Source organism: Enterobacter sp. JBIWA003, assembly GCF_019968825.1.
Taxonomy (GTDB): domain Bacteria; phylum Pseudomonadota; class Gammaproteobacteria; order Enterobacterales; family Enterobacteriaceae; genus Enterobacter; species Enterobacter quasiroggenkampii.
The window spans coordinates 4,127,094-4,152,762 of record NZ_CP074170.1; the positions used below are offsets into that span (position 1 = coordinate 4,127,094).

Below are 25,669 nucleotides of genomic sequence, written 5' to 3' on the forward strand. Positions count from 1 at the left end.
CTCTACGGGGACACCAGCTAGTGTAACGTGTTTTTGAGCGTTTCATTACTGGAATATTGCGATCGACGAGCAGGCTTCCAGAATAATCCCTACAAAGACAGCGGATTACATTATTTTGCGTGGTATTACGCACAACCGGTTTATGGCACAAATGGCCTGTTGAAAGCGCTTGCATTGCCTGCAGGCTCTTTTACCATTAGGCATTATCAAAGCGTTAAGCAATTCAGGATATCGTTATGGCCTTTACACCATTTTCTCCTCGCCAGCCCGCCGCCTCTGCGCGTCTGCCGCTGACGCTTATTTCTCTTGATGACTGGGCGCTGGCGACGCTCACCGGTGCCGACGCCGAAAAATATCTGCAGGGCCAGGTGACCGCCGACGTCAGTCAGATGACCGAACACCAGCACCTGCTGGCCGCCCATTGCGACCCAAAAGGCAAAATGTGGAGCAACCTACGTCTGTTCCGCCGTCAGGACGGTTTTGCCTTTATTGAGCGCCGCAGCCTGCGTGACGCCCAGCTCAAAGAGCTGAAAAAATACGCGGTCTTCTCCAAAGTCACTATCGCCCCGGACGACGAACATGTCCTGCTGGGTGTGGCAGGCTTCCAGGCGCGTGCGGCGCTGAAAAATCTGTTCAGCGAACTGCCGGATGCCGAAAAGCAGCTCGTCAGCGAAGGTGCCACCTCTATCCTGTGGTTTGAACACCCGGCTGAGCGTTTTCTGTTAGTCACCGATGCTGAAACCGCCGAGCGCGTCACCGAGGCGCTGCGCGGCGAAGCGCAGCTTAACAACAGTCAGCAGTGGCTGGCGCTGAACATCGAAGCGGGTCTGCCGATCATTGACGCCGCAAACAGCGCGCAGTTTATTCCTCAGGCAACGAACCTGCAGGCGCTGGGCGGCATCAGCTTTAAAAAAGGCTGCTACACCGGCCAGGAGATGGTCGCACGAGCAAAATTCCGCGGGGCAAACAAACGCGCGTTATGGACACTCGCGGGCCATGCCAGCCGCGTACCTGAAGCAGGGGAAGATTTAGAGCTGAAGATGGGTGAAAACTGGCGCCGTACCGGCACCGTATTAGCCGCCGTACAGCTGGATGATGGACGTCTTCTGGTGCAGGCCGTTATGAACAACGACATGGAAGCGGACAGCGTGTTCCGCGTGCGTGACGATGTGAACACACTGAGCATCGAGCCTCTGCCCTATTCACTGGAAGAGTGATGCTGTATCGCCCGGTGGCCCTGCGCTTACCGGGCCTACTTATCCCGTAGGTCGGGTAAGGCGAAACCGCCACCCGACAAAAAACTACGCCTGCCCCACATACAAATAAATCGCCAAAAAGTGGCACACGCTGCCGCCCAGCACAAAGCCGTGCCAGATGGCATGGTTGTACGGAATCCGCTTGCAGACGTAGAAAATGACGCCGAGCGAATACACCACGCCGCCTAAGGCCAGAAGCGTGACGCCCCCTATCGACAGTTTGATTGCCAGCTGGTACACCACGATCAGCGACAGCCAGCCCATGGTCAGATAGGTGACCAGCGACAGCACCTTAAACCGGTGCGCAATGGTGAGCTTAAACAGGATCCCGAGTAGCGCCAGGCTCCAGATAACAATCATCAGGCCGCGCGACAGCGGTGAGTTGAGCCCCACCAGCAGAAACGGCGTGTAGGTGCCTGCAATAAGAAGGTAGATAGCGCAGTGGTCAAACTTCTTAAGCCACATCTTGGCCCGCTGATGCGGGATCGCGTGATACAGCGTCGAGGCCAGAAATAGCAGGATCATGCTCCCGCCATACAGGCTGTAGCTGGTAATAGCCATCGCGCTGGCATTGGTATCGACCGCCTGCACCAGCAATAATACTAAACCGACAATCCCAAACACCAGGCCAATGCCGTGGCTGATGCTGTTGGCTATTTCCTCAGCCAGCGAATATCCCTGTGCGATTAATGGTCTACTCACCATACAAAACTCCGGGAAAACAAAAGATGATTATTCATCGCATCACTATGCTAACTGAGAATGATTCCAGTGAACACCTGTTAGCTAAAATAATTTCACTTCAGTGATTTATACCTAAAAATCATAGGCATAAATGAATTTTTCACCTAACATTTGTTCACATTAAAATTTAACCATTAAGAATCAAGAGCATAAAAATGGATCCTGCCGTCTGGCCGCATGTTATGATGGATACATGAGGTCTGAATAAGAGTTATGCCATTGTGAGTATGTTTACCCACTCCGCCATTGCCAGTCTCAATAACCTGGAGATGATGGTCTACAACTATGTCATTAAAAACCGTGACAAAGTCATGTACATGACCATCCGCGAGCTGGCGGATGCAGCGGGTGTCTCGACGACCACTATCCTGCGCTTTTGCCGCAAGCTTAACTGCGAAGGCTACTCGGAGTTTCGCGTACGCTTTAAGCTTTATCTTGAACAGAACGAGCCCCAGCAGGCGAACTTCGGCGCCAGCGAAATTATCAGCTTCTTTAAAAGCGTAAATAATGAAGAGTTCGACACGTTACTAGATGATGCGGTCGATATTATTTTATCGTCGGAACGCATTATATTTGTCGGCGCAGGAACGTCAGGCTCGCTGGCAAAATATGGCGCACGTTTCTTTTCTAATATCGGAAAATTCAGTAACCATATTGATGACCCTTATTTCCCGGTCACCAATGACATGGCGAAAAATGCGCTGGCGATTGTGCTCTCCGTCTCGGGTGAGACCGAGGAGATCCTGCGCTTCGCCAGCCAGTTTAGCCTGCATCACTGCAAGGTGCTCTCCATTACCAGCCACGAGCACTCGCGTCTCGCAAAACTGGCCGACTTTAATCTCTCCTGGCACGTTCCCCAGACGCGTATTGCGGGCGTCTACGATATCACCACGCAAATTCCCGTCATCTATATTCTGGAATCTCTCGGTCGTAAGCTGGCGAAGAAACTTGCAGAATAAAACACCCTGTTTTTTTGATGTGACAAATCACATTTACCGTAAATTGTTATATCGTGACATTTAATTTCGCTTTGCTAGACTCGATGCCAATAAGCCATTTATTGAGAATAGCACCGATGAAAAAATTGACCTTACCAAAAGATTTTTTATGGGGTGGCGCGGTTGCCGCTCACCAGGTTGAAGGCGGCTGGAACAAAGGCGGCAAAGGGCCAAGCATTTGCGACGTATTAACCGGCGGCGCACACGGCGTGCCGCGCGAAATCACGCAGGACGTGGTGCCGGGGAAATATTATCCCAATCATGAGGCGATTGATTTCCACGGCCATTACAAAGAAGACATCAAGCTGTTTGCCGAGATGGGCTTCAAGTGTTTCCGCACGTCTATTGCCTGGACGCGTATCTTCCCGAACGGTGACGAAACGCAGCCAAACGAAGAAGGGCTGAAGTTTTACGACGACATGTTCGATGAGCTGCTGAAATACAACATCGAACCGGTGATCACCCTCTCCCACTTCGAAATGCCGCTGCACCTGGTGAAGGAGTACGGTAGCTGGACCAACCGTAAAGTGGTCGATTTCTTTGTACGCTTCGCGGAAGTGGTCTTCGAGCGCTACAAAAACAAGGTCAAATACTGGATGACCTTCAACGAAATCAACAACCAGCGTAACTGGCGCGCGCCGCTGTTCGGCTACTGCTGCTCGGGCGTGGTCTATACCGAACATGAAAATCCGGAAGAGACCATGTATCAGGTCCTGCACCACCAGTTTGTGGCCAGCGTCCTTGCGGTGAAAGCCGCGCGCCGCATCAATCCGGAGATGAAAGTCGGCTGCATGCTGGCGATGGTGGCGCTCTATCCGTTCTCCTGCAAACCGGAAGACGTGATGTTCGCCCAGGAATCAATGCGCGAGCGCTACGTCTTTACCGACGTCCAGCTGCGCGGCTACTACCCGTCCTACGTGCTGAACGAATGGGAGCGCCGCGGGTTTTCCATTAAAATGGAAGCGGATGACGAGCAGATCCTGCGTGAAGGCACCTGCGACTACTTAGGCTTCAGCTATTACATGACCAACGCGGTGAAGGCGGAAGGCGGTACCGGCGATGCCATTTCCGGTTTCGAAGGCAGCGTACCGAACCCGCACGTGAAGGCCTCCGACTGGGGCTGGCAGATTGACCCGGTAGGCCTGCGCTATTCCCTGTGCGAACTGTACGAGCGTTACCAGAAGCCGCTGTTTATCGTGGAAAACGGATTCGGCGCCTACGACAAGGTGGAAGAAGACGGCAGCATTAACGATGACTATCGCATCGACTACCTGCGTGCCCACGTGGAAGAGATGATCAAGGCCGTCACCCACGATGGCGTGGATCTGATGGGCTATACGCCGTGGGGCTGCATCGACTGCGTGTCGTTCACCACCGGCCAGTACAGCAAGCGCTACGGCTTTATCTACGTGAACAAGCACGACGACGGCACGGGCGACATGTCCCGTTCCCGTAAGAAGAGCTTCGAGTGGTATAAAGGCGTGATTGCCAGCAACGGCGAGAAACTTTAACGCCGTAACGCCGGGCGGCGCTACGCTTGCACCGGCCTACGATTGATCCCCTCTCCCCTTTGGGGAGAGGGTTAGGGTGAGGGGTTTACTTCCCACCCGCCAGCTCAATAAAACTCCCCGTTACGTACGACGCCTTTTCGCTCAGCAGCCAGACAATCGCCTGGGCGACCTCTTCCGGCTGGCCGCCGCGCTGCATCGGCAGTAACGATTTTACGCGATCCACTCGCCCCGGCTCTCCGCCGGAGGCATGGATATCGGTATAGATCAGACCCGGACGGACGCAGTTAACGCGAATGCCCTGCGCTGCGACCTCAAGCGATAAACCCGTTGTCAGCGAATCCACCGCCCCCTTGGACGCGGCGTAATCCACATATTCACCCGGCGCGCCCAGACGGGACGCTGCGGAAGAGACATTCACTATCGCCCCGCCCTTGCCGCCATGTTTGAAGGACATGCGTTTTACCGCTTCCCGGCAGCAGAGGAAGTAGCCCGTGACATTGGTCGCCAGGACGCGGTTAATGCGCTCGGCCGAAAGATTCTCGATGGTGGATTGCTCAAACAGGATCCCCGCATTATTGACCAGCGCGGTCAGCGGCTCACCTTCGCGATCGAGGCTGTTAAACATCTCCAGCACCTGAGCTTCATCGCTGATGTCTGCACGTACAGCAAAGGCTTGACCACCCGCATCCACAATCTGCCTGATGACGTCCTGCGCGGCGTTAATGTTGTGATGATAGTTCACCGCCACGGTGTAGCCTTCGCGAGCCAGCTGCAGCGCGGTGGCCTTCCCTATGCCCCGGCTGGCGCCGGTGACCAGTGCAATTGCCATTATCTTCTCCCAATAAAAAAGCCGGGTGGCGGCTTCGCCTTACCCGGCCTACGTTACTACATCAGCAATGTTACTGGTATTCGCTCATCGGCACGCAGGAGCAGAACAGATTACGGTCGCCGTAGACGTCATCGAGACGCTTCACGGTCGGCCAGTACTTGTTCGCCACACCTGCCGGGAAGACCGCCAGCTCGCGGGAATAACCGTGGTTCCACTCAGCCACCATCTCGTGCTGGGTGTGCGGGGCGTTAACCAGCGGGTTATCTTCCAGCGTCCACTCACCGTCCTGTACGCGGTCGATCTCCATGCGGATAGCCAGCATCGCGTCGATAAAGCGGTCCAGCTCGGCTTTGCTTTCGGACTCCGTTGGCTCCACCATCAGCGTGCCCGCAACCGGGAACGACATGGTAGGCGCGTGGAAGCCGTAGTCGATCAGACGCTTGGCGATGTCCAGTTCGCTAATGCCAGTCTGCTCTTTCAGCGGACGAATATCGAGGATGCACTCGTGCGCCACGCGACCGTCGCGGCCGGTATAGAGCACCGGGAAGGCAGACTTCAGGCGCGTCGCAATATAGTTGGCGTTCAGAATGGCCACCTGGCTCGCCTGCTTCAGCCCTTCCGCGCCCATCATGCGGATATACATCCAGCTGATTGGCAGGATAGAGGCGCTACCGAACGGTGCCGCAGAAACCGCGCCCTGACGGGTCAGCATGCCTTCAATCTGAACCACGCTGTGGCCCGGCACAAACGGCGCCAGGTGCGCTTTCACGCCGATTGGCCCCATGCCCGGGCCGCCACCACCGTGCGGAATGCAGAAGGTTTTGTGCAGGTTGAGGTGCGATACGTCCGCGCCGATAAAGCCCGGCGAGGTAATGCCCACCTGCGCGTTCATGTTTGCGCCGTCGAGGTATACCTGACCGCCGAACTGGTGCACCACGTCGCACACTTCACGGATGGTCTCTTCATACACGCCGTGGGTGGACGGATAGGTCACCATGATGCAGGAGAGTCGGTCGCCCGCCTGCTCGGCTTTCGCGCGCAGGTCAGCCAGGTCGATGTTGCCGTTTTTATCGCACGCCACAACCACCACTTCCATGCCCGCCATCTGGGCAGAGGCCGGGTTGGTGCCGTGGGCGGAGCTTGGGATCAGGCAGATATCGCGATGGCCTTCGTTGCGGCTTTCGTGATAGTGACGGATTGCCAGCAGGCCCGCATATTCACCCTGCGCGCCGGAGTTCGGCTGCATGCAGAGCGCGTCGTAACCGGTCAGCTTCACCAGCCAGTCGGAAAGCTGGTTGATCATCACGTGATAACCTTCCGCCTGCTCTGGCGGGCAGAACGGGTGCAGCTCGGAGAATTCAGGCCAGGTGATTGGGATCATCTCTGCCGCGGCGTTCAGCTTCATGGTGCAGGATCCCAACGGGATCATCGCCTGGTTCAGCGCCAGATCCTTGCGCTCCAGAGAGTGCATGTAACGCATCATCTCGGTTTCGCTGTGGTAGCGATTAAAGACCGGGTGCGTCAGGATGGCGTCGTTACGCAGCATGCTGTCCTGAATGGAGCGGCTGTCGAGCGCAACTTCTTTGTCGAGCGCATCAATGTCCAGACCGTGCGCGTCACCCAGCAGCACGCTGAACAGGTTCAGGATATCGTCGCGGGTGGTGCTTTCATCCAGCGTAATGCCGACGGCGTTGTGGATGTCGCTGCGCAGGTTGATCTTTGCCGCGTCCGCGCGGGCCAGCACGGCGGCCTTGTCCGCCACGTCCACGCACAGGGTGTCGAAGTAGTGGGCATGGCGCAGCTTAAGACCTTTTTGCTGCAGGCCGCAGGCCAGGATATCGGCCAGGCGGTGAATGCGGCTGGCAATGCGTTTCAGACCAGCCGGGCCGTGGAACACGGCGTACAGGCTGGCGATGTTAGCCAGCAGCACCTGTGAGGTACAGATGTTGGAGTTCGCTTTCTCGCGGCGGATATGCTGCTCGCGGGTCTGCATCGCCATGCGCAGCGCGGTATTACCGGCAGCATCTTTGGAGACGCCGATAATACGGCCAGGCATGGAACGTTTGAATTCATCTTTCGCGCCGAAGAACGCCGCGTGCGGGCCGCCGTAGCCCATCGGTACGCCGAAGCGCTGTGCTGAGCCGAATACGATATCCGCGCCCTGTTTGCCCGGCGCCGTCAGCAGCACCAGCGCCATAAAATCGGCGGCAACGCTCACAACCACCTTACGGGATTTCAGCTCGGCAATCAGCGCGCCGTAGTCGTGAACTTCACCGGTGGTGCCCACCTGCTGCAGCAGCACGCCAAAGACATCCTGATGATCCAGCACTTTGTCAGCGTCGTCGACAATCACGTCAAAGCCGAAGGTTTCCGCACGGGTGCGCACCACGTCCAGCGTCTGAGGATGCACGTCCGCCGCCACGAAGAAGCGATTAGCGTTTTTCAGCTTGCTCACGCGCTTAGCCATCGCCATCGCTTCGGCGGCAGCTGTCGCTTCATCCAGCAGAGAAGCGGAGGCGATATCCATGCCGGTCAGGTCCAGCGTCACCTGCTGGAAGTTCAGCAGCGCTTCCAGACGGCCCTGGGAAACTTCTGGCTGATACGGGGTGTAAGCGGTGTACCAGCCCGGGTTTTCCAGCATGTTGCGCAGGATCACCGGCGGCAACTGCACGTTGGTGTAGCCCATGCCAATGTAAGACTTATAGCGCTTGTTCAGGCCGGCGATGGCCTTCAGCTCCGCCAGCGCGGCGAATTCCGTAGTGGCTTCCCCCACCTGAGGCGGCGTGGCAAGCTGGATGTCTTTTGGCACAATCTGGCCGATCAGTGCGTTTAATGAATCCGCGCCAACTGTCTTTAGCATCTCCTGCTGTTGCTGAGCATCCGGCCCAATGTGACGTTCGATGAAGGCGCCACGGTTTTCAAGCTGGCTTAAAGTCTGTGTCATGAGCGATGGTTCCTGAAACGTGCAGTGAATCGTAGTTATCTGTAACGCTGTTGCCCGGTGGCGCTAACGCTTACCGGGCCTACGTTGATCTCCAGGCCGGATAAGTGCAGCGCCATCCGGCACAACGTTATTCGTCTTCCAGTAGTGCTTCGTATGCGGTCGCATCCAGCAGCGCGGCAACCTGAGATTCGTCGCTGGCTTTGATCTTGAAGATCCAGCCGCCTTCATAAGGCTCGCTGTTAACCAGCTCTGGCGAATCGCTCAGCGCGTCGTTCACGGCAACAATCTCACCGCTTACCGGCGCGTAGATATCGGATGCTGCTTTTACGGACTCCGCCACGGCGCAGTCGTCGCCCGCGCTCACGGTCGTGCCCACGTCAGGCAGGTCAACAAACACCATGTCGCCCAGCAGCTCTTGCGCGTGCTCGGTGATCCCTACGGTGTAAGTGCCGTCCGCCTCTTTGCGCAGCCACTCGTGTTCTTTGCTGTATTTCAGTTCTGCTGGCACATTGCTCATTGAAGTTCTCCTGATAAAAATGATTAGGCGACCGGCTTACCGGCGCGAACAAAAATCGGTTTGGTCACGTTGACCGGCATTTCGCGGTTGCGGATTTGCACCACCGCCGTTTCGCCAATCCCCGCCGGCACGCGTGCCAGTGCAATACTGTAGCCCAGCGTCGGTGAGAAGGTTCCGCTGGTGATCACGCCTTCGCGAGGATTGCCGTCAGCATCGGTAAAGCGCACCGGCAGTTCGCCGCGCAGCACACCCTTCTCGGTCATCACCAGGCCCACCAGTTGTTCAGTGCCCTTCTCGCGCTGCATCTCCAGCGCTTCACGGCCAATAAAGTCACGGTCAGCCGGTTCCCACGCGATGGTCCAGCCCATGTTGGCGGCCAGCGGAGAGACGCCTTCGTCCATCTCCTGACCGTAGAGGTTCATGCCCGCTTCCAGACGCAGCGTATCGCGCGCGCCCAGACCCGCAGGCTTCACGCCCGCTTCCACCAGCGCACGCCAGAAATCAGCGGCCTTCTCGTTTGGCATCGCAATTTCGTAGCCCGCTTCACCGGTGTAGCCGGTGGTGGCGATAAACAGATCGCCCGCCTGCACGCCAAAGAACGGCTTCATGCCAGCGGTGGCGTTGCGCTGCTCGTCGTTAAACAGAGAGGCGGCTTTCGCCTGCGCGTTTGGTCCCTGCACGGCGATCAGCGACAGATCGTCACGGACGGTGATGTCGATGGCATAAGGTTCGGCGTGTTGGGTGATCCAGGAGAGGTCTTTTTCGCGGGTGGCGGAGTTTACAACGAGGCGGAAGAAATCTTCAGTGAAGTAATAGACGATAAGGTCATCAATCACGCCGCCCGAGGCATTCAGCATGCCGGTATAGAGCGCTTTACCCGGCGTCTTCAGTTTGGCGACGTCGTTTGCCAGCAGATAACGCAAAAACTCCCGGGTGCGGCTACCGCGCAGATCGACAATTGTCATATGGGACACGTCGAACATACCGGCATCGGTGCGCACCGCGTGGTGCTCATCAATCTGCGAGCCGTAGTGCAGCGGCATCATCCAGCCATGGAAGTCCACCATGCGGGCGCCGCATAACACGTGTTGTTCGTACAAAGGAGTCTGTTGAGCCATCTTGTCCTCGTTGAAAAATTCACCGTGAAACCCGGTATCGGCCCCGCGTTCGGGCACCGACGCAAACGTTCTCTTTTACCTGAACTTACCACCGAAACCGGCGGTTAACCATAAGGCAAAATGGGTCATCACATTAGCTTATGACCAAAAATCGCTAAAAAGCCTACAGAGTTATTCACTGGAAAAATGCGATTAACCCCGCACAAAATTAACAATGATCTAACAGGATTTAGCACATGGTGATATTTCGTGCGGAAAATCGGGCCGAATTTCCGTAACGAGAAAAATGCGACATTAGATTATCTAATGCGAAAAATGACGTGAAATTAGAATATTTCAAACGAGGGAATTTCCCCGGCGCAGAGGCCGGGAAAATAAAGTGTGACGGGGATCTAAGTTAGCGCAGCCAGTCAGGGAGATCGTTAAGACCCATCGCCTGACGGAGAAGTTGAGGTTTGACGCCAGGAAGCGTATCGGCCAGTTTAAGACCGATATCGCGCAGCAGTTTTTTCGCCGGATTTGCCCCGGCAAACAGCTCGCGGAAGCCCTGCATGCCCGCCAGCATCATCGCCGCACTGTGCTTGCGGCTGCGCTCGTAGCGACGCAGATAGAGATGCTGGCCGATGTCTTTTCCTTCGCGATGCAGGCGACGCAGCTCCTCGACCAGCTCCGCCGCGTCCATAAAGCCAAGATTAACGCCCTGCCCGGCCAGCGGATGAATGGTATGCGCCGCATCCCCCACCAGCGCCAGACGGTGCGCCGCAAACTGACGCGCGTAGCGGCCGGTTAACGGGAACACCTGACGCTCGCTTTCAAGCGTGCACAGGCCAAGGCGGTTATCAAAGGCCACGCACAGCGCCTGGTTAAAGGCCTCCGGCGTCGCCTCATGCATCTGCCGGGCTTTGTCCGGCACCAGGGACCAGACGATCGAGCACAGGTGCGGATCGGCAAGCGGCAGGAACGCCAGTATGCCGTCGTTGTGGAAAATCTGGCGCGCCACGCCGCCGTGCGGATCTTCGGTGCGGATCGTCGCGACCAGAGCGTGATGACGATAGTCCCAGAAGGTCAGCGGGATATCGGCTTTATTACGCAGCCAGGAGTTGGCACCGTCAGCACCGACCACCAGGCGCGCGGTCAGCATGTCGCCGCTCTGCAGGGTGATAAACGCCTCGTTTTCGCCCCACGCCACCTGCTGGATCTGCGCAGGCGCAATCAGCGTCACGTCGCTGCACTGCTGTGCTTTTTGCCACAGCGCGTGGTGGATCACCGCGTTTTCAACGATGTGGCCCAGATGGCTATAGCCCATGCTTTCATCATCAAAAGCAATATGACCAAAGCTGTCTTTATCCCACACCTCCATGCCGTGATAACAGCTGGCGCGGTTCGCCACAATATCTGACCAGACGCCAAGGTGCGTCAGCAGCTTTTCGCTGGCCGCATTAATGGCCGAGACGCGGAGTTCCGGCGGCGCATCCGGGGCAACGGGCTGGGGCTGTTTTTGCTCCAGCACCGCCACGCGCAGGCCGCTGCCCTGTAATCCACAGGCCAATGCCAGTCCGACCATTCCGCCGCCAACGATGGCGACATCAACATTTTGCACGGTGATAACTCCTTAACGCGCGACCCAACCCAGGGTCCGCTGCGCCAGCACGTCACGTGCCGGAATGAATAGTTCCATCGCCATCAGCCCGAGATTGCGACCCGCAACCAGCGGTGCCCAGCGATTGGCAAAAAGATGGACCAGGCCATCGGTCACACCGATGGTAGCCTCTTTATCCGCCTGACGGCGCTTCTGGTAATGACTCAGCACCGAATACGCCCCGCAGTCTTTTTGCTCGCCCCACGCCTGCGCCAGTGATTCGGCCAGGCTCATGACGTCGCGTAAGCCAAGGTTAAAGCCTTGCCCCGCGATGGGATGCAGCGTCTGCGCGGCGTTACCGACAAGCGCCAGACGATGGGAGATGGACTGAGATGCCGTAGTCAGCGAAAGCGGATAGACCGTCCGCTTGCCGGCATGGGTAATACGCCCCAGCCGCCAGCCAAAGGCTTTCTGCAGCTCGGTGCAAAAACGTTCGTCGGACCAGGCCTTCACCTCTTCAGCCTTATCCTGCGGATGGCACCAGACCAGGGAACAGCGCCCGTCCGACATCGGCAGCATCGCCAGTGGGCCATGCTGCGTAAAGCGCTCAAACGCCCTGCCGTTGTGGTCAGCTGCGGTAGCGACGTTCGCAATGACCGCCACCTGGCCGTAAGGCTGCTGGCGCCACTCCACGCCGCACTGGGTGCCGAGCGACGAGCGCGAACCGTCCGCAGCGACCAGAAGCTGGCCTTCAAGAACAGAGCCGTTTTCCAGCGTCACGCTGACCGACGCTTCACTTCGGCTCACGCTGGCCACGCGCGCGGGGCAATGCAGCGTGACGCCCGGCGCGTCCTGGAGCAGGCGGAACAGACGCAATCCGACGTCGTGTAGCTCAACAACCTGACCCAGGGCATCAATCCGGTAATCCTGTGCGTCCAGCGTGACAAAGCCCGCATGGCCGCGATCGCTGACGTGAACGGTCCCGATCGCCGTAGCACGGTCGGCAATTGCCTGCCAGATACCAATGCGCGAAAGCTGCTGGCAGGTGCCCTGCGCCAGCGCGATGGCGCGGGCATCAAACCCGGGGTGGTTGGACGCCTCTGGCGCAACGGCTTCCACCAGGTGCACCGGAAGCTGCCCCTGCGTCAAATGCGAAATGGCCAGCGCCAGCGTGGCCCCGGTCATGCCGCCGCCAACGATAATCACGCTCATGCGCGCGCCGCTGCCATCAGCGCCTCGATATCGTCAGCGTTTTTCACGACGCTGGCGGTCAGGTTTTCGTTACCGGTTTCGGTAATCACGATGTCATCTTCAATACGAATACCAATCCCGCGGTACGCTTCAGGCACGTCGGCATCCGGCGCGATATAGAGACCCGGCTCCACGGTTAACACCATGCCCGGCTCCAGCACGCGGGAACGGTCGGTGCCGTATGCGCCGACGTCATGCACGTCCAGCCCCAGCCAGTGGCTCAGGCCGTGCATAAAGTACGGTCGATGCGCATTTTCAGCAATCAGGGTATCTACGTCCCCTTTCAGGATACCGAGCCTGACCAGACCGGTAATCATGATGCGCACCACTTCACCGGTCACTTCCTGGATGGAGGTACCCGGACGATACAGCCTGAGCGCCGTCTCAAGGGATTCCAGAACAATGTCGTAAATCGCGCGCTGTGCCGGCGAGAATTTACCGTTCACCGGAAAGGTCCGGGTGATGTCCCCCGCATAGCCCTGATATTCGCAACCGGCGTCAATCAGCACCAGATCGCCGTCGCGCAGCGCGCTTTCGTTTTCGGTGTAGTGCAGAATGCAGCCGTTTTCCCCGCCGCCGACAATGGTGTTGTAGGAGGGATAGCGCGCGCCGTGGCGGTTAAATTCGTGGTGAATTTCGCCTTCCAGCTGGTATTCGAACATCCCGGGGCGGCATTTCTCCATCGCGCGAGTGTGCGCCAGCGCGCTGATTTCGCCCGCGCGGCGCATCACGTTCAGCTCTTCTTCAGACTTGAACAGGCGCATCTCATGCACCACCGGACGCCAGTCCGTCAGCGTGGCCGGTGCGGACAGGTTCTGCCGCGAGCCTTTGCGCAGCTTATCCAGCGCGGTGAAGACAATCTCATCGGCGTAAGCATATTCGCCCTGCGCGTGATAGAGCACGTCGAGGCCGTTAAGCAGCTGGTAGAGCTGCTGGTTGATTTCGCTAAACGCCAGCGCACGGTCGACGCCCAGCTTTTCCGGTGCGGCCTCTTGCCCTAAGCGGCGACCAAACCAGATTTCGGCCGTCAGATCGCGCACGCGGTTGAAAATCACGCTGTGGTTGTGGGTGTCATCGCTCTTAATCAACACCAGTACCGCTTCCGGCTCGTTAAAGCCGGTGAAGTACCAGAAGTCGCTGCTCTGGCGATAGGGATATTCGCTGTCGGCGCTGCGCGTCACTTCGGGCGCGGCAAAAATCAGCGCGGCGCTGCCCGGCTGCATTTTTGCCAGCAGCGCCTGACGGCGGCGCGAATACTCTTGACTCGAGATAACCATGACACCCTCCTGTGCGTTATTTTTCTTAATGTAAGGTTGGCTTGCGGACTTCCGGTGCAGTCGGCTGTGAGCGCGTAAAATTGTCGTGGCACAGCAGTGCCGCCACGCGCACGTACTCGATGATCTCTTCGAGAGACATTTCCAGCTCTTCCTGGTCTTCGTCTTCATCGTAGCCAAGCTGGGCGATGTTGCGCAGATCGTCGATCGCTTCACCCGCTTCACCGGTGACTTTATCCAGTTTAGGCTGCGTGACGCCCAGACCCAGCAGATAGTGATTTACCCACCCCGCCAGCGCATCGGCGCGATCGAACACGCTGACGTCGTCGCCTTCAGGCAGATAAAGCTGAAAAAGGAAGCCATCGTCTTCCAGCGAATCACTGATGGCGGCATGCATTTTACGCAGCGCTTCCGCCAGCTCGTGACCAAACGCCAGACCTTCATTCGTGAGGTCATGGATCAGCGGCTGCCATGAGCTGTCGCTGTTTCCGCCGCACAGCATGCCACTGATCAGACCGTGCATTTCGGCAGGGGTTAAACCGACTCCCTGCTGGTTCAGTAACTGGTTTAAATCCTTGTAACCAGGCATTTCGTTCTGTATAGACATGCGCATTCGTCATCATTGGGGGGAAGTTTCATGATATGCTACCACTTTGGACCCTGGTGATACCAGAAAAGGGCTTGTATCTTCACATCAGGGTAGCTATAGTGTCGCCCCTTCGCAGCCCCCGGGGCATCAGGCGAAGGCAGCGCAGTCAATCAGCAGGAAGGTGGCATGTCTGCACAACCCGTCGATCTCCAGATTTTTGGCCGTTCACTGCGAGTGAATTGTCCGCCTGAACAAAGGGATGCTTTGAATCAGGCTGCGGACGATTTGAATCAGCGGTTGCAAGATCTAAAAGAACGCACTAGAGTCACAAATACTGAGCAGCTGGTTTTCATCGCCGCGTTGAACATCAGCTATGAACTAACTCAGGAAAAAGCGAAGACCCGCGACTACGCGGCAAGCATGGAGCAGCGCATTAAAATGCTCCAGCAGACCATAGAACAGGCATTGCTTGATCAAGGTCGCAATCCCGAAAGACCGGGCCCCAAGTTTGAATAACACTTCTCAGTTGACTATGGTAGAGTAACTGTGAAGACAAAATTTCTCTGAGATGTTCGCAAGCGGGCCAGTCCCCTGAGCCGATATTTCATACCACAAGAATGTGGCGCTCCATGGTTGGTGAGCATGCTCGGTCCGTCCGAGAAGCCTTAAAACTATGACGACACATTCACCTTGAACCAAGGGTTCAAGGGTTACAGCCTGCGGCGGCATCTCGGAGATTCCCTTTCTTTTCTTCTACCGACTACCATGACTCAATTCCCTGAAGTTTCGGCTTCACGCCAGGACATTCGTCAGCTCATTCGTCAACGCCGTCGTGCGTTAACCCCCATTCAGCAAGCGCATTTTGCCCAGCAGGCCGCCGCCCGTATGATGGCGTATCCTCCTGTCGTGATGGCGCGCACGGTTGCCCTCTTTCTGTCGTTTGACGGCGAGCTGGATACCCAACCGCTAATAGAGCAACTCTGGCGCGCCGGGAAGAAGGTATACCTGCCGGTGCTACACCCGTTCAGTGAAGGCAATCTGCTGTTTTTGCACTATCACCCGCACAGCGAGCTGGTGGTGAATCGTCTGAAAATCACCGAACCGAAACTCGACGTGCGCGACGTGCTGCCTCTGTCACAGCTGGATGTGCTGATTACGCCGTTGGTCGCGTTTGATGAGCAGGGACAGCGCCTGGGAATGGGCGGTGGTTTTTACGACCGGACGCTGCAAAACTGGCAGCAGTATGGATTGCAGCCGGTGGGCTACGCGCATGATTGCCAGGGCGTGGAGGCGTTGCCGGTAGAAAAATGGGATGTGCCGTTACCGGCGGTGGTGACGCCCAGTAAAACCTGGACCTGGTAGAATAAAGCCGGGTGGCGGCTACGCCTTACCCGGCCTACATAAATCCTCGAACATTGTAGGTCGGGTAAGCGTAAGCGTTACCCGACACACAGACCGCACGACCGTTGTAGGTCGGGTAAGGCGCAGCCGCCACCCGACACCACAGACCGCACCATCAGTACAGCAGACGCGCGCGAATCGTCCCCGGAATGGCCTTCATGCTCAGCAGCGCTTTCTCGGCCACATCGTCATCCGCTTCGATATCAATAACCACATAGCCCATCTGCGAGTTGGTCTGCAGATACTGCGCGGCAATGTTAACGCCCTGCTCGGCAAAGATCTGGTTAATCGCGGTCAGCACGCCTGGACGGTTTTCGTGGATGTGCAGCAGACGACGGCCACCGTGCAGCGGCAGCGACACTTCCGGGAAGTTCACCGCAGAAAGCGTAGAACCGTTGTCGGAGTATTTACTCAGCTTACCCGCCACTTCAAGACCGATATTCTCCTGCGCTTCCTGGGTTGAACCGCCGATGTGTGGCGTCAGGATCACGTTGTCGAACTCGCACAGCGGAGAGGTAAACGGATCGCTGTTGGTCGCAGGCTCCGTCGGGAAAACGTCGATGGCGGCGCCCGCCAGATGCTTACGCTTCAGCGCATCGCACAGCGCAGGGATATCGACAACCGTGCCGCGCGCGGCGTTAATCAGCAATGAGCCCGGCTTCATCAGCGCCAGCTCTTCTGCACCCATCATGTTTTTGGTGGACGCATTTTCCGGCACGTGCAGACTCACCACGTCACTCATGTTCAGCAGGTCAGACAGGTGTTGAACCTGGGTGGCATTGCCCAGCGGCAGCTTGCTTTCGATATCGTAAAAATAGACATGCATACCGAGAGATTCCGCCAGAATCCCCAGCTGGGTACCGATGTGGCCATAGCCGATGATACCCAGTTTTTTCCCACGGGCTTCGTAGGAGCCCGCCGCCAGTTTGTTCCAGACGCCGCGGTGTGCTTTGGCGTTAGCCTCCGGAATGCCGCGCAGAAGCAGTAGCAGTTCGCCAATGACCAGCTCCGCCACGGAACGGGTGTTGGAGAACGGGGCGTTGAAGACAGGAATACCGCGTTTCGCGGCAGCATTCAGATCAACCTGGTTGGTACCGATGCAGAAGCAGCCGATAGCCACCAGCTTTTCCGCCGCGGCAATCACATCTTCAGTCAGGTGAGTACGGGATCGCAGGCCAATGAAGTGGGCATCACGGATGGACGCTTTCAGCTCTTCGGTATCGAGCGCGCCTTTGTGAAATTCGATGTTGGTGTAACCTGCCGCACGAAGGCTATCGATTGCTTTTTGATGCACGCCCTCGACCAGCAGGAATTTAATCTTGTCTTTCTCCAGTGATACCTTTGCCATTTACCCGACCCTGTTTTTGTCTGAACTGATGTTGTGCTGGATATAAATCCGCTGTAGCCAACATATCAAAAAAAACTATTGCAGCAATATGAACGTTTGCGTCGGCACGCTGAAGGAAAGTCATACAGCGCAAAATGGCAGAGGAAAATGCTATGGAAATTTACAAACGCGGAAGGATCGGCAAAAGAGGCATAAAAACGTGACACAAGTCACCAAATTTAGCGTATCAAAAATTTTTTAGCGGGGGGAGGGCCCCCCCGTCAGATCATTTTACGATGGTTTTCACGCCGTCAGCGGTGCCGATCAGCGCCACATCCGCGCCACGGTTGGCGAATAGCCCTACGGTCACGACGCCAGGAATGGCGTTGATGGCATTTTCCAGCGCAATCGCGTCGAGAATTTCCAGACCGTGAACGTCGAGGATCACGTTACCGTTGTCGGTCACTACGCCCTGACGATATTCCGGGCGACCGCCCAGCTTCACCAGCTGACGGGCAACCGCGCTGCGGGCCATCGGGATCACTTCAACCGGCAGCGGGAAATTCCCCAGAATGTCCACCTGCTTGGAGGCGTCGGCGATGCAGATAAACTTGTCCGCAACGGAGGCGATGATTTTTTCACGCGTCAGCGCCGCGCCGCCGCCTTTGATCATCTGCATGTGGCCGTTGATTTCATCCGCACCATCAACGTAAATCCCCAGACGATCCACTTCGTTGAGATCGAAAACGGTAATGCCGAGGCTTTTCAGCTTTTCCGTGGAAGCATCAGAGCTGGAAACCGCGCCCTCGATCTGCCCCTTCATCGTGCCCAGCGCATCGATAAAGTGTGCCGCGGTTGATCCCGTACCGACACCGACAATGGTACCCGGCTGTACGTACTGGAGAGCGGCCCATCCTACTGCTTTTTTCAGTTCATCCTGCGTCATGATCGTTTTGCCTGTGGTGTGAAAACTCAGGGCGCATTATAGAACACGTCGAATGGAATTCGTCTGCCACAAAGGGAAAATTGTGTCATAGTGCAGAATAAGCAAAATTAAGGAGCCAGCCAGAGCAATGAAACGTCCGGACTACAGAACACTACAGGCACTTGATGCAGTTATTCGTGAACGAGGTTTTGAGCGCGCGGCGCAAAAGCTTTGCATCACGCAGTCCGCCGTCTCTCAGCGTATCAAACAGCTTGAAAATATGTTCGGCCAGCCGCTGCTGGTGCGTACCGTACCGCCACGTCCAACCGAGCAAGGACAAAAGCTCCTCGCCCTGCTGCGCCAGGTTGAACTGCTGGAAGACGAGTGGCTGGGTGACGAGCAAACGGGCTCTACGCCGCTGCTGCTCTCTCTGGCGGTCAACGCCGACAGTCTGGCAACCTGGCTGCTGCCGGCCCTGGCGCCGGTTCTCGCGGACTCCCCTATCCGCCTGAATTTGCAGGTTGAAGACGAAACCCGCACTCAGGAGCGCCTGCGTCGCGGTGAGGTAGTTGGGGCGGTCAGTATCCAGCCTCAGGCGCTGCCAAGCTGTCTTGTCGATCAGTTAGGCGCCCTGGACTACCTGTTTGTGGGTTCAAAAGCCTTTGCGGAACGCTACTTCCCCAACGGCGTCACCCGCGCGGCACTGCTGAAAGCCCCTGCCGTGGCGTTCGACCATCTGGACGATATGCATCAGGCGTTCCTGCAGCAAAACTTCGATCTGCCGCCGGGCAGCGTGCCGTGCCATATCGTTAACTCGTCTGAAGCCTTCGTTCAGCTTGCGCGCCAGGGCACCACCTGCTGCATGATCCCGCATCTGCAGATTGAGAAAGAGTTGAAAAGCGGTGAGCTGATTGACCTGACGCCAGGGCTGTATCAGCGCCGGATGCTCTACTGGCACCGTTTTGCGCCGGAAAGCCGGATGATGCGCAACGTCACCGACGCGCTGCTGGCGTACGGGCATAAAGTATTGAGACAGGATTAAAAAGAAAAGCCGGGTGGCGGCTACGCCTTACCCGGCTTACAGATTACTGAGCCGGTTTCGGCTGTGCTGCAACGGGTTCCAGCTGGAAGACTACATCCACCTGATCGTCGAACTGAATGGTTGGCTGCTCGTAAGTTTCCTGAGCGGACACCGGGGCGGCATCAGCCTTCATCATACGAACCATCGGGCTTGGTTGGTAGTTAGAGACGTGGTAACGCACGCTGTAAACCGGACCGAGCTTGCTCTTAAAGCCAGAAGCCAGCTGTTCCGCCTGGTGAATGGCATCATCGATCGCCGCTTTACGCGCTTCGTCTTTGTATTTCTCCGGTTGCGCAACGCCCAGCGACACGGAACGGATCTCGTTCAGGCCCGCCTTCAGCGCACCGTCCAGCAGCGAGTTAAGCTTATCCAACTGACGCACGGTCACTTCAACGGTACGCACGGCACGGTAGCCTTTCAGGATGCTTTTGCCATTCTGGTAGTCGTAATCGGGTTGAGTACGCAGGTTCGCAGAGTTGATATCTTTTTTACCGACACCGTTCTGCTCGAGGAAAGAGAGGTATTGCGCAACGCGATCGTCAGCCTGCTTCTTGGCCGTCGCCGCATCTTTCGCCGCCACATTCACCTCAATTGCCAGGGTTGCAACATCGGGTACCGCGTCCACGCTTGCGGTGCCTGACGTGACGATGTGCGGGCCATCCGGCAATTCGCTTGCCTGCACCGACACCGCACCGAAACTTACTAATGCCGCCAGGGCCATCACTTTAAACTTCACTGTCATTCCTCCATGTTGCGAAGAGTGCCCATTAACAGGGCGCATGCCAGCAAGCTTAGCGGGTCTTGTTCAGTTGTCCATAAGACAAGGATTAGTTGAACAATTCCTGGACATGATGAATCCCCTCTTTCGCCAGCTGGAAAGCGATAAACCACATCACCAGGCCGACCAGGGTATTAATGATGCGCTGGGCTTTGGCCGTACGCAGACGGGGCGCCAGCCATGCCGCCAGAATGGCGAGACCGAAGAACCACAGGAAAGAGGCGCTGACCGTGCCGAGCGCAAACCAGCGTTTCGGTTCAACGTCCAGTTGACCGCCCAGGCTGCCCAGCACGACGAAGGTGTCGAGATAGACATGAGGGTTTAGCCAGGTCACTGCCAGCATGGTGACGATAATCTTCCAGCGGCCCTGCTTCATGACCTCCGCGCTCGCCAGCTCGAGGTTGCTGCTCATCGCCGTTTTTAGGGCGCCGAATCCGTACCAGAGCAGAAACGCCACGCCGCCCCAGGTGACCAGCACCAGCAGCCACGGAGACTGCATCAGCAGCGCGCTGCCGCCAAAAATCCCGGCGCAGATCAGCAGTAAATCGCTTACCGCGCACAGCAGGGCAATCATCAGATGGTACTGGCGGCGGATGCCCTGATTCATCACGAACGCATTTTGCGGGCCGAGGGGAAGGATCATGGCTGCACCTAAGGCAAGCCCTTGAAAATAATAAGATAGCATGACGATTTTCTCGCAGTGTTGTTCTGGAAGCCGACTATACTGCGCGAATTACATAAGAGGAAATGGATAATATTAATTGGGTATTAGCGGAGCTTATAAAAATAAAGCCCGGTGGCGCTAGCGCTTACCGGGCCTACGGGTGACGTTATTCTGCTTCTTTGACTTTTTTGACGTTTACGTCCATCTGCGGGTACGGGAAGCTGATGCCGTTGGCGTCGAAGTCGCGCTTAATGCGTTCCAGCACGTCCCAGTACACGTTTTGCAGATCGCTGCTTTTGCTCCAGATACGCACCACAAAGTTAATGGAGGAAGCGCCGAGTTCATTCAGGCGAACCGTCTGCTCTTTGTCTTTCAGGATACGGTCGTCTGAAGCAATGATGTTGGTAATCAGCGACTTCACCTGATCGATGTCGGAGTCGTATGCCACGCTAATAATCAGTTCGTTACGACGCACCGGCTCACGGGAGAAGTTAATGATGTTGCCCGCGATAATTTTCCCGTTCGGCACGACCACGATGCGGCCATCGACGGTGCGCATGGTCGTTGAGAAAATTTGTACCTGCAGCACGGTTCCGGCAATGCCGCCAAGGTCAACGTACTCGCCGGAGCGGAACGGACGGAAGGTCACCAGCAGAACGCCTGCCGCCAGGTTTGAAAGCGAGCCCTGCAGCGCCAGACCAATAGCCAGACCGGCGGCACCGAGAACGGCGATGACGGAGGCGGTTTGCACTCCAACACGGCCCAGCGCCGCAATCAGCGTAAAGGCGATAATGCCGTAACGCACCAGTGCGGAGAGGAAGTCAGCCACCGTGGCATCAATGTGACGGGCCAGCATTACGCGGTTAACCGTATTCGAGACAATACGTGCCACGATCATCCCGACGATGATGATGGCAATCGCCGCGACGATGTTCACGGCATAGCTCAGCAGCAGGGCCTGGTTGCGCACCAGCCAGTTACCGGCGTTATTGATGCTGTCTACAACATCGAGTTGTTCCATTTATTCTTCCTTTTGTTAAACCAAAACACAAAATCCATCCCCCATGGAGACAGGCAGGTCTGTAAAGGGTAAACAAAAAGCACCGGTTTTGCCAAACAGATCACAAAAGCAGGTCTGGCAGGGTATTGAAAAAGCATAAAAAAAGGCCCGCATTTGCGGGCCTTCTGATGCTGTTAGCAGCTCAAATTACAGAACGTCGATCGCGTTCAGTTCTTTGAAAGCCTGCTCCAGACGGGTCACCATGGACGTCTGCGCTGCGCGCAGCCATACGCGTGGATCGTAGTATTTCTTGTTCGGCTGGTCTTCGCCTTTCGGGTTGCCCAGCTGGCCCTGCAGGTAAGCTTCGTTCGCTTTGTAGTACTGCAGGATACCATCCCAGGTTGCCCACTGGGTGTCGGTATCGATGTTCATTTTCACAACGCCGTAGCTTACGGAGTCTTTGATTTCCTGAGCAGAAGAACCGGAACCGCCGTGGAAGACGAAGTTCAGGCTGTTGTGCGGCAGGTTGTGTTTCTTGGAAACGTATTCCTGAGAATCACGCAGAATGGTTGGGGTCAGAACCACGTTACCTGGTTTGTAAACGCCGTGTACGTTACCGAAGGACGCTGCGATGGTGAAGCGTGGGCTGATTTTGCTCAGCTCGGTGTAAGCGTAATCAACGTCTTCTGGCTGGGTGTACAGTGCAGAAGCGTCCATGTGGCTGTTGTCCACGCCGTCTTCTTCACCGCCGGTGCAACCCAGTTCGATTTCCAGGGTCATGTCCATTTTGGCCATGCGCGCCAGGTACTTAGAGCAGATTTCGATGTTTTCGTGCAGTGACTCTTCAGACAGGTCGATCATGTGAGAAGAGAACAGTGGCTTACCGGTTGCCGCGAAGTGTTTTTCACCCGCGTCCAGCAGACCGTCGATCCACGGCAGCAGTTTCTTCGCGCAGTGGTCAGTGTGCAGGATAACTGGAACACCGTAGTGCTCAGCCATCTGGTGAACGTGGTGCGCACCAGAGATAGCGCCCAGGATTGCAGCACCCTGAGGAATGTCAGTTTTCACGCCTTTACCAGCGATGAACGCAGCGCCACCGTTAGAGAACTGAACGATAACCGGTGCTTTAACTTTTGCAGCGGTTTCCAGTACGGCGTTGATGGAGTCGGTACCCACGCAGTTAACTGCTGGCAGAGCGAAGTTGTTTTCTTTAGCTACCTGGAACACTTTCTGTACGTCATCACCAGTGATAACGCCAGGTTTTACGAAATCAAAAATTTTAGACATGTTGCTTAGTCCTGTATCTTCGGCCGTTAGAAAAGGTGCGAGCTCTTAAAAGCGCGCTGAAAATTGGGCAGGTTTCCCTGCCCTTGAATGGCTTACTTCTTAGCGCGCTCTTCGAGCATTGCTACTGCTGGCAGTACTTTGCCTTCCACGAATTCGAGGAATGCGCCGCCACCAGTGGAGATGTAGGAGATCTTGTCAGCGATACCGAACAGGTCGATTGCTGCCAGGGTGTCACCACCGCCTGCGATAGAGAACGCTTCGCTGTCTGCGATTGCGTTAGCCACGATTTCAGTCCCTTTGCGGAAGTTCGGGAATTCGAACACGCCAACCGGACCGTTCCACAGGATAGTTTTTGCGTTTTTGAGGATTTCAGCCAGTTTCTGTGCAGAAACGTCGCCCAGATCCAGAATCTGCTCTTCGTCTTTGATGTCGTTGACAGACTTCAGAGTCGCGGTTGCGGTTTCGGAGAACTCGGTCGCGACGCGAACGTCAGTTGGGACCGGGATATCACAGGTACCCAGCAGACGTTTGGCTTCGTCAACCAGGTCTGCTTCGTACAGGGATTTACCCACGTTGTGGCCCTGAGCGGCAACGAAGGTGTTTGCGATACCACCGCCAACGATCAGCTGGTCAGCGATTTTAGACAGGGAATCCAGAACGGTCAGTTTGGTAGAAACTTTAGAACCACCAACGATAGCCACCATTGGACGAGCAGGTTCTTTCAGTGCTTTACCCAGCGCTTCCAGTTCGTCAGCCAGCAGAGGACCGGCACACGCAACGTCTGCGAATTTACCGATACCGTGGGTAGACGCCTGAGCACGGTGCGCCGTACCGAAGGCATCCATCACGAACACGTCGCACAGTGCAGCGTATTTTTTGGAAAGGGTTTCGTCGTCTTTCTTCTCGCCTTTGTTGAAGCGAACGTTTTCCAGAACAACCAGTTCACCGGCTGCTACGTCAACGCCATCCAGGTAATCTTTCACCAGGCGAACCGGGTTGGACAGTTTGTCTTTCAGGTAATTAACCACTGGCAGCAGAGAGAACTCTTCGTTGTACTCGCCTTCAGTTGGACGACCCAGGTGGGAGGTGACCATCACTTTCGCGCCCTGCTTCAGAGCCAGCTCGATGGTTGGCAGAGATGCACGGATACGCGCGTCGCTGGTCACTTTGCCATCTTTAACCGGTACGTTCAGATCGGCACGGATGAAAACGCGTTTACCAGCCAGATCCAGATCGGTCATCTTAATTACAGACATGGTGAATCCTCTCGTTGATTCTTAAAGTTTTGCAGACGCACGATGCGTCTTACCTGAAACCTTGAGCAGCCATTGCTAACGTGGTGTCGAGCATTCGGTTAGCAAAGCCCCATTCGTTATCACACCAGACCAGCGTCTTGATAAGGTGTGCGCCACTGACCCTCGTTTGCGTGCCATCGACGATGGCGCTGTGCGGGTCGTGGTTAAAATCTACTGAGACCAACGGTAATTCCGTATAGTCAACTATACCATGAAATGCCCCCTGTGCCGCTTTTTGCAGCAACAGGTTGACTTCACAGGCTTTTACCGGTTTTTTCACCGTTACGCTAAGGTCGATTGCGGTGACGTTGATCGTTGGGACGCGCACGGCAATCGCTTCAAAACGGTCATTGAACTGCGGAAAAATTCGGGTGATCCCTGCCGCCAGTTTCGTATCCACCGGAATGATTGACTGGCTCGCTGCACGCGTGCGCCGTAAATCCGGGTGGTAAGCGTCAATGACCTGCTGATCGTGCATGGCGGAGTGAATCGTGGTCACGGTGCCGGACTCAATGCCATACGCATCGTCTAACAGTTTGATGACCGGAATAATGCAGTTGGTGGTACAGGAGGCGTTGGAAACAATGCGGTGTTCGGCCTGCAGCTCATGCTGGTTGACGCCAAACACGACGGTCGCGTCGAGGTCGTTACTGCCGGGATGAGAAAACAGGACTTTTTTCGCGCCGGCTGTCAGATGCGCTTCGCCATGTTCGCGATTGCCATACACACCGGTACAGTCAAGTACGACATCCACACCCAGTTCACGCCAGGGTAGCCCGGAGATGCTGTTCTCATGCAGCACACGAATCGCGTCATCACCCACAAAAAGCTGATCTCTTTCCTGGCGCACGTCCCAGGCAAAGCGTCCGTGGCTGGTGTCATACTTCAATAAATGCGCCATGCCCGCAGCATCCGCCAGTTCATTGATTGCCACCACGGTTATTTCCGCCCGACGTCCGGATTCATACAAAGCACGAACCACATTACGCCCGATGCGACCGAAGCCATTAATCGCTACGCGTACGGTCATAGATCTCCTGCAAAGCAATCCCTGAGTGTGAGGTGGCTGAAAGAGTAATCCAGCTACGCCCGAAGGGGAATCCTTGCTGTCACAAACTGCGATTGATTGGTCAATTGTCGAACATTTAATCGACTGAAACGCTTCAGCAAGAATAAGCGAATCGGGGAATAAAAGGAATGTCTGTCCAGATGAATAAGCGAGCTATATGACTTGCGTCACATTTTCGGTGGAATAATGACGCAAAAAAAGCCGGGTGGCGCGCTAGCGCTTACCCGGCCTA

Annotated in this window: 23 protein-coding genes and 1 other RNA gene; 7 read left to right on the forward strand and 17 right to left on the reverse strand. The window is 56.2% G+C overall.

Annotated features, from left to right (window positions below; translation table 11 throughout):
* Nucleotides 1–236: 236 nt before the first annotated feature.
* Complete coding sequence (gene ygfZ / locus KGP25_RS19965) at nt 237–1,217, forward strand: tRNA-modifying protein YgfZ (RefSeq protein WP_045909913.1); 981 nt, start codon at nt 237–239, stop codon at nt 1,215–1,217.
* 84 nt (nt 1,218–1,301) lie between these two features.
* On the opposite strand, the gene KGP25_RS19970 is transcribed toward ygfZ, so the two are convergent.
* Nucleotides 1,302–1,961, reverse strand: a complete 660-nt coding sequence (locus tag KGP25_RS19970; RefSeq protein WP_223539529.1) for a hemolysin III family protein — start codon at nt 1,959–1,961, stop codon at nt 1,302–1,304.
* A gap of 266 nt (nt 1,962–2,227) precedes the next feature.
* Between KGP25_RS19970 and KGP25_RS19975 the strand changes: the two genes are divergently transcribed.
* Both KGP25_RS19975 and KGP25_RS19980 read left to right on the forward strand, forming a co-directional pair.
* Nucleotides 2,228–2,959: a MurR/RpiR family transcriptional regulator gene (locus tag KGP25_RS19975; protein WP_223540586.1), complete on the forward strand. Its 732-nt coding sequence runs from the start codon at nt 2,228–2,230 to the stop codon at nt 2,957–2,959.
* A 116-nt stretch (nt 2,960–3,075) separates the two neighbouring features.
* Nucleotides 3,076–4,509: a 6-phospho-beta-glucosidase gene (locus KGP25_RS19980; protein ID WP_223539530.1), complete on the forward strand. Its 1,434-nt coding sequence runs from the start codon at nt 3,076–3,078 to the stop codon at nt 4,507–4,509.
* A gap of 85 nt (nt 4,510–4,594) precedes the next feature.
* Here the strand turns inward: KGP25_RS19980 and KGP25_RS19985 are convergent, their stop codons facing one another.
* The 8 genes from KGP25_RS19985 to KGP25_RS20020 all read right to left on the reverse strand — a co-directional run bounded on the left by KGP25_RS19985 (nt 4,595) and on the right by KGP25_RS20020 (nt 14,628).
* Entirely contained in the window at nt 4,595–5,338 is a 744-nt protein-coding gene (locus tag KGP25_RS19985; protein WP_196346591.1) for an SDR family oxidoreductase, read from the reverse strand.
* A gap of 70 nt (nt 5,339–5,408) precedes the next feature.
* Nucleotides 5,409–8,282: an aminomethyl-transferring glycine dehydrogenase gene (gene gcvP / locus KGP25_RS19990; protein WP_048029111.1), complete on the reverse strand. Its 2,874-nt coding sequence runs from the start codon at nt 8,280–8,282 to the stop codon at nt 5,409–5,411.
* A 127-nt stretch (nt 8,283–8,409) separates the two neighbouring features.
* A complete protein-coding gene (gene gcvH / locus KGP25_RS19995; RefSeq protein WP_008499718.1) occupies nt 8,410–8,799 on the reverse strand; it encodes a glycine cleavage system protein GcvH in 390 nt (129 codons plus the stop codon).
* A 23-nt stretch (nt 8,800–8,822) separates the two neighbouring features.
* Nucleotides 8,823–9,917: a glycine cleavage system aminomethyltransferase GcvT gene (gene gcvT, locus KGP25_RS20000; RefSeq protein ID WP_045910150.1), complete on the reverse strand. Its 1,095-nt coding sequence runs from the start codon at nt 9,915–9,917 to the stop codon at nt 8,823–8,825.
* Nucleotides 9,918–10,314: 397 nt separating this feature from the next.
* Nucleotides 10,315–11,517, reverse strand: a complete 1,203-nt coding sequence (ubiI, locus tag KGP25_RS20005; protein WP_223539531.1) for an FAD-dependent 2-octaprenylphenol hydroxylase — start codon at nt 11,515–11,517, stop codon at nt 10,315–10,317.
* Nucleotides 11,518–11,529: 12 nt separating this feature from the next.
* Nucleotides 11,530–12,708 carry a 2-octaprenyl-6-methoxyphenyl hydroxylase gene (ubiH, locus tag KGP25_RS20010; protein ID WP_196365316.1) on the reverse strand — a complete coding sequence of 393 codons (1,179 nt, stop codon included), beginning with the start codon at nt 12,706–12,708 and terminating at the stop codon, nt 11,530–11,532.
* Complete coding sequence (gene pepP, locus KGP25_RS20015; RefSeq protein WP_086374948.1) at nt 12,705–14,018, reverse strand: Xaa-Pro aminopeptidase; 1,314 nt, start codon at nt 14,016–14,018, stop codon at nt 12,705–12,707. Before pepP ends, ubiH begins: the two co-directional genes overlap by 4 nt.
* A 31-nt stretch (nt 14,019–14,049) precedes the next feature.
* Entirely contained in the window at nt 14,050–14,628 is a 579-nt protein-coding gene (locus KGP25_RS20020; protein WP_024906571.1) for a YecA family protein, read from the reverse strand.
* Between the two features lie 168 nt (nt 14,629–14,796).
* Between KGP25_RS20020 and zapA the strand changes: the two genes are divergently transcribed.
* From zapA to KGP25_RS20035, 3 genes are all read left to right on the forward strand, one after another.
* On the forward strand, nt 14,797–15,126 hold the full coding sequence (gene zapA, locus KGP25_RS20025; RefSeq protein ID WP_006811891.1) for a cell division protein ZapA: 330 nt from the start codon (nt 14,797–14,799) through the stop codon (nt 15,124–15,126).
* 41 nt (nt 15,127–15,167) lie between these two features.
* Nucleotides 15,168–15,351, forward strand: a non-coding RNA gene (ssrS, locus tag KGP25_RS20030) — 6S RNA.
* Between the two features lie 24 nt (nt 15,352–15,375).
* Nucleotides 15,376–15,972, forward strand: a complete 597-nt coding sequence (locus tag KGP25_RS20035; protein WP_223539532.1) for a 5-formyltetrahydrofolate cyclo-ligase — start codon at nt 15,376–15,378, stop codon at nt 15,970–15,972.
* 154 nt (nt 15,973–16,126) lie between these two features.
* Here the strand turns inward: KGP25_RS20035 and serA are convergent, their stop codons facing one another.
* Both serA and rpiA read right to left on the reverse strand, forming a co-directional pair.
* Nucleotides 16,127–17,359, reverse strand: coding sequence for a phosphoglycerate dehydrogenase (gene serA, locus KGP25_RS20040; protein ID WP_021242062.1), 1,233 nt, complete (start codon nt 17,357–17,359; stop codon nt 16,127–16,129).
* A 265-nt stretch (nt 17,360–17,624) separates the two neighbouring features.
* On the reverse strand, nt 17,625–18,284 hold the full coding sequence (gene rpiA / locus KGP25_RS20045) for a ribose-5-phosphate isomerase RpiA (protein ID WP_014885151.1): 660 nt from the start codon (nt 18,282–18,284) through the stop codon (nt 17,625–17,627).
* A 127-nt stretch (nt 18,285–18,411) separates the two neighbouring features.
* Here rpiA and argP point away from each other — a divergent pair, with 127 nt between their 5' ends.
* Entirely contained in the window at nt 18,412–19,305 is an 894-nt protein-coding gene (argP, locus tag KGP25_RS20050; RefSeq protein ID WP_008499727.1) for a DNA-binding transcriptional regulator ArgP, read from the forward strand.
* A gap of 43 nt (nt 19,306–19,348) precedes the next feature.
* Here the strand turns inward: argP and KGP25_RS20055 are convergent, their stop codons facing one another.
* The 6 genes from KGP25_RS20055 to epd form a co-directional block, all read right to left on the reverse strand.
* Nucleotides 19,349–20,080, reverse strand: coding sequence for an oxidative stress defense protein (locus KGP25_RS20055; protein WP_008499728.1), 732 nt, complete (start codon nt 20,078–20,080; stop codon nt 19,349–19,351).
* A gap of 91 nt (nt 20,081–20,171) precedes the next feature.
* Entirely contained in the window at nt 20,172–20,807 is a 636-nt protein-coding gene (gene argO, locus KGP25_RS20060; RefSeq protein WP_048029102.1) for an arginine exporter ArgO, read from the reverse strand.
* Between the two features lie 145 nt (nt 20,808–20,952).
* Nucleotides 20,953–21,807: a small-conductance mechanosensitive channel MscS gene (locus KGP25_RS20065; RefSeq protein WP_039265487.1), complete on the reverse strand. Its 855-nt coding sequence runs from the start codon at nt 21,805–21,807 to the stop codon at nt 20,953–20,955.
* 186 nt (nt 21,808–21,993) lie between these two features.
* Nucleotides 21,994–23,073, reverse strand: coding sequence for a class II fructose-bisphosphate aldolase (fbaA, locus tag KGP25_RS20070; RefSeq protein ID WP_008499731.1), 1,080 nt, complete (start codon nt 23,071–23,073; stop codon nt 21,994–21,996).
* A gap of 92 nt (nt 23,074–23,165) precedes the next feature.
* On the reverse strand, nt 23,166–24,329 hold the full coding sequence (pgk, locus tag KGP25_RS20075) for a phosphoglycerate kinase (protein ID WP_008499732.1): 1,164 nt from the start codon (nt 24,327–24,329) through the stop codon (nt 23,166–23,168).
* A 49-nt stretch (nt 24,330–24,378) separates the two neighbouring features.
* A complete protein-coding gene (gene epd, locus KGP25_RS20080) occupies nt 24,379–25,398 on the reverse strand; it encodes an erythrose-4-phosphate dehydrogenase (RefSeq protein ID WP_045909922.1) in 1,020 nt (339 codons plus the stop codon).
* Nucleotides 25,399–25,669: the final 271 nt, after the last annotated feature.

Coding starts and splice junctions, on each gene's coding strand:
- KGP25_RS19970 (WP_223539529.1), bottom strand. CDS start 1,961: ATGGTGAGTAGACCATTAATCGCACAGGGATATTCGCTGGCTGAGGAA.
- argP (WP_008499727.1), top strand. CDS start 18,412: ATGAAACGTCCGGACTACAGAACACTACAGGCACTTGATGCAGTTATT.
- KGP25_RS20065 (WP_039265487.1), bottom strand. CDS start 21,807: ATGGAACAACTCGATGTTGTAGACAGCATCAATAACGCCGGTAACTGG.
- gcvT (WP_045910150.1), bottom strand. CDS start 9,917: ATGGCTCAACAGACTCCTTTGTACGAACAACACGTGTTATGCGGCGCC.
- ygfZ (WP_045909913.1), top strand. CDS start 237: ATGGCCTTTACACCATTTTCTCCTCGCCAGCCCGCCGCCTCTGCGCGT.
- KGP25_RS20035 (WP_223539532.1), top strand. CDS start 15,376: ATGACTCAATTCCCTGAAGTTTCGGCTTCACGCCAGGACATTCGTCAG.
- pgk (WP_008499732.1), bottom strand. CDS start 24,329: ATGTCTGTAATTAAGATGACCGATCTGGATCTGGCTGGTAAACGCGTT.
- gcvP (WP_048029111.1), bottom strand. CDS start 8,282: ATGACACAGACTTTAAGCCAGCTTGAAAACCGTGGCGCCTTCATCGAA.
- ubiH (WP_196365316.1), bottom strand. CDS start 12,708: ATGAGCGTGATTATCGTTGGCGGCGGCATGACCGGGGCCACGCTGGCG.
- gcvH (WP_008499718.1), bottom strand. CDS start 8,799: ATGAGCAATGTGCCAGCAGAACTGAAATACAGCAAAGAACACGAGTGG.
- KGP25_RS19975 (WP_223540586.1), top strand. CDS start 2,228: ATGTTTACCCACTCCGCCATTGCCAGTCTCAATAACCTGGAGATGATG.
- zapA (WP_006811891.1), top strand. CDS start 14,797: ATGTCTGCACAACCCGTCGATCTCCAGATTTTTGGCCGTTCACTGCGA.
- rpiA (WP_014885151.1), bottom strand. CDS start 18,284: ATGACGCAGGATGAACTGAAAAAAGCAGTAGGATGGGCCGCTCTCCAG.
- KGP25_RS19980 (WP_223539530.1), top strand. CDS start 3,076: ATGAAAAAATTGACCTTACCAAAAGATTTTTTATGGGGTGGCGCGGTT.
- KGP25_RS20020 (WP_024906571.1), bottom strand. CDS start 14,628: ATGTCTATACAGAACGAAATGCCTGGTTACAAGGATTTAAACCAGTTA.
- epd (WP_045909922.1), bottom strand. CDS start 25,398: ATGACCGTACGCGTAGCGATTAATGGCTTCGGTCGCATCGGGCGTAAT.
- KGP25_RS19985 (WP_196346591.1), bottom strand. CDS start 5,338: ATGGCAATTGCACTGGTCACCGGCGCCAGCCGGGGCATAGGGAAGGCC.
- fbaA (WP_008499731.1), bottom strand. CDS start 23,073: ATGTCTAAAATTTTTGATTTCGTAAAACCTGGCGTTATCACTGGTGAT.
- serA (WP_021242062.1), bottom strand. CDS start 17,359: ATGGCAAAGGTATCACTGGAGAAAGACAAGATTAAATTCCTGCTGGTC.
- argO (WP_048029102.1), bottom strand. CDS start 20,807: ATGCTATCTTATTATTTTCAAGGGCTTGCCTTAGGTGCAGCCATGATC.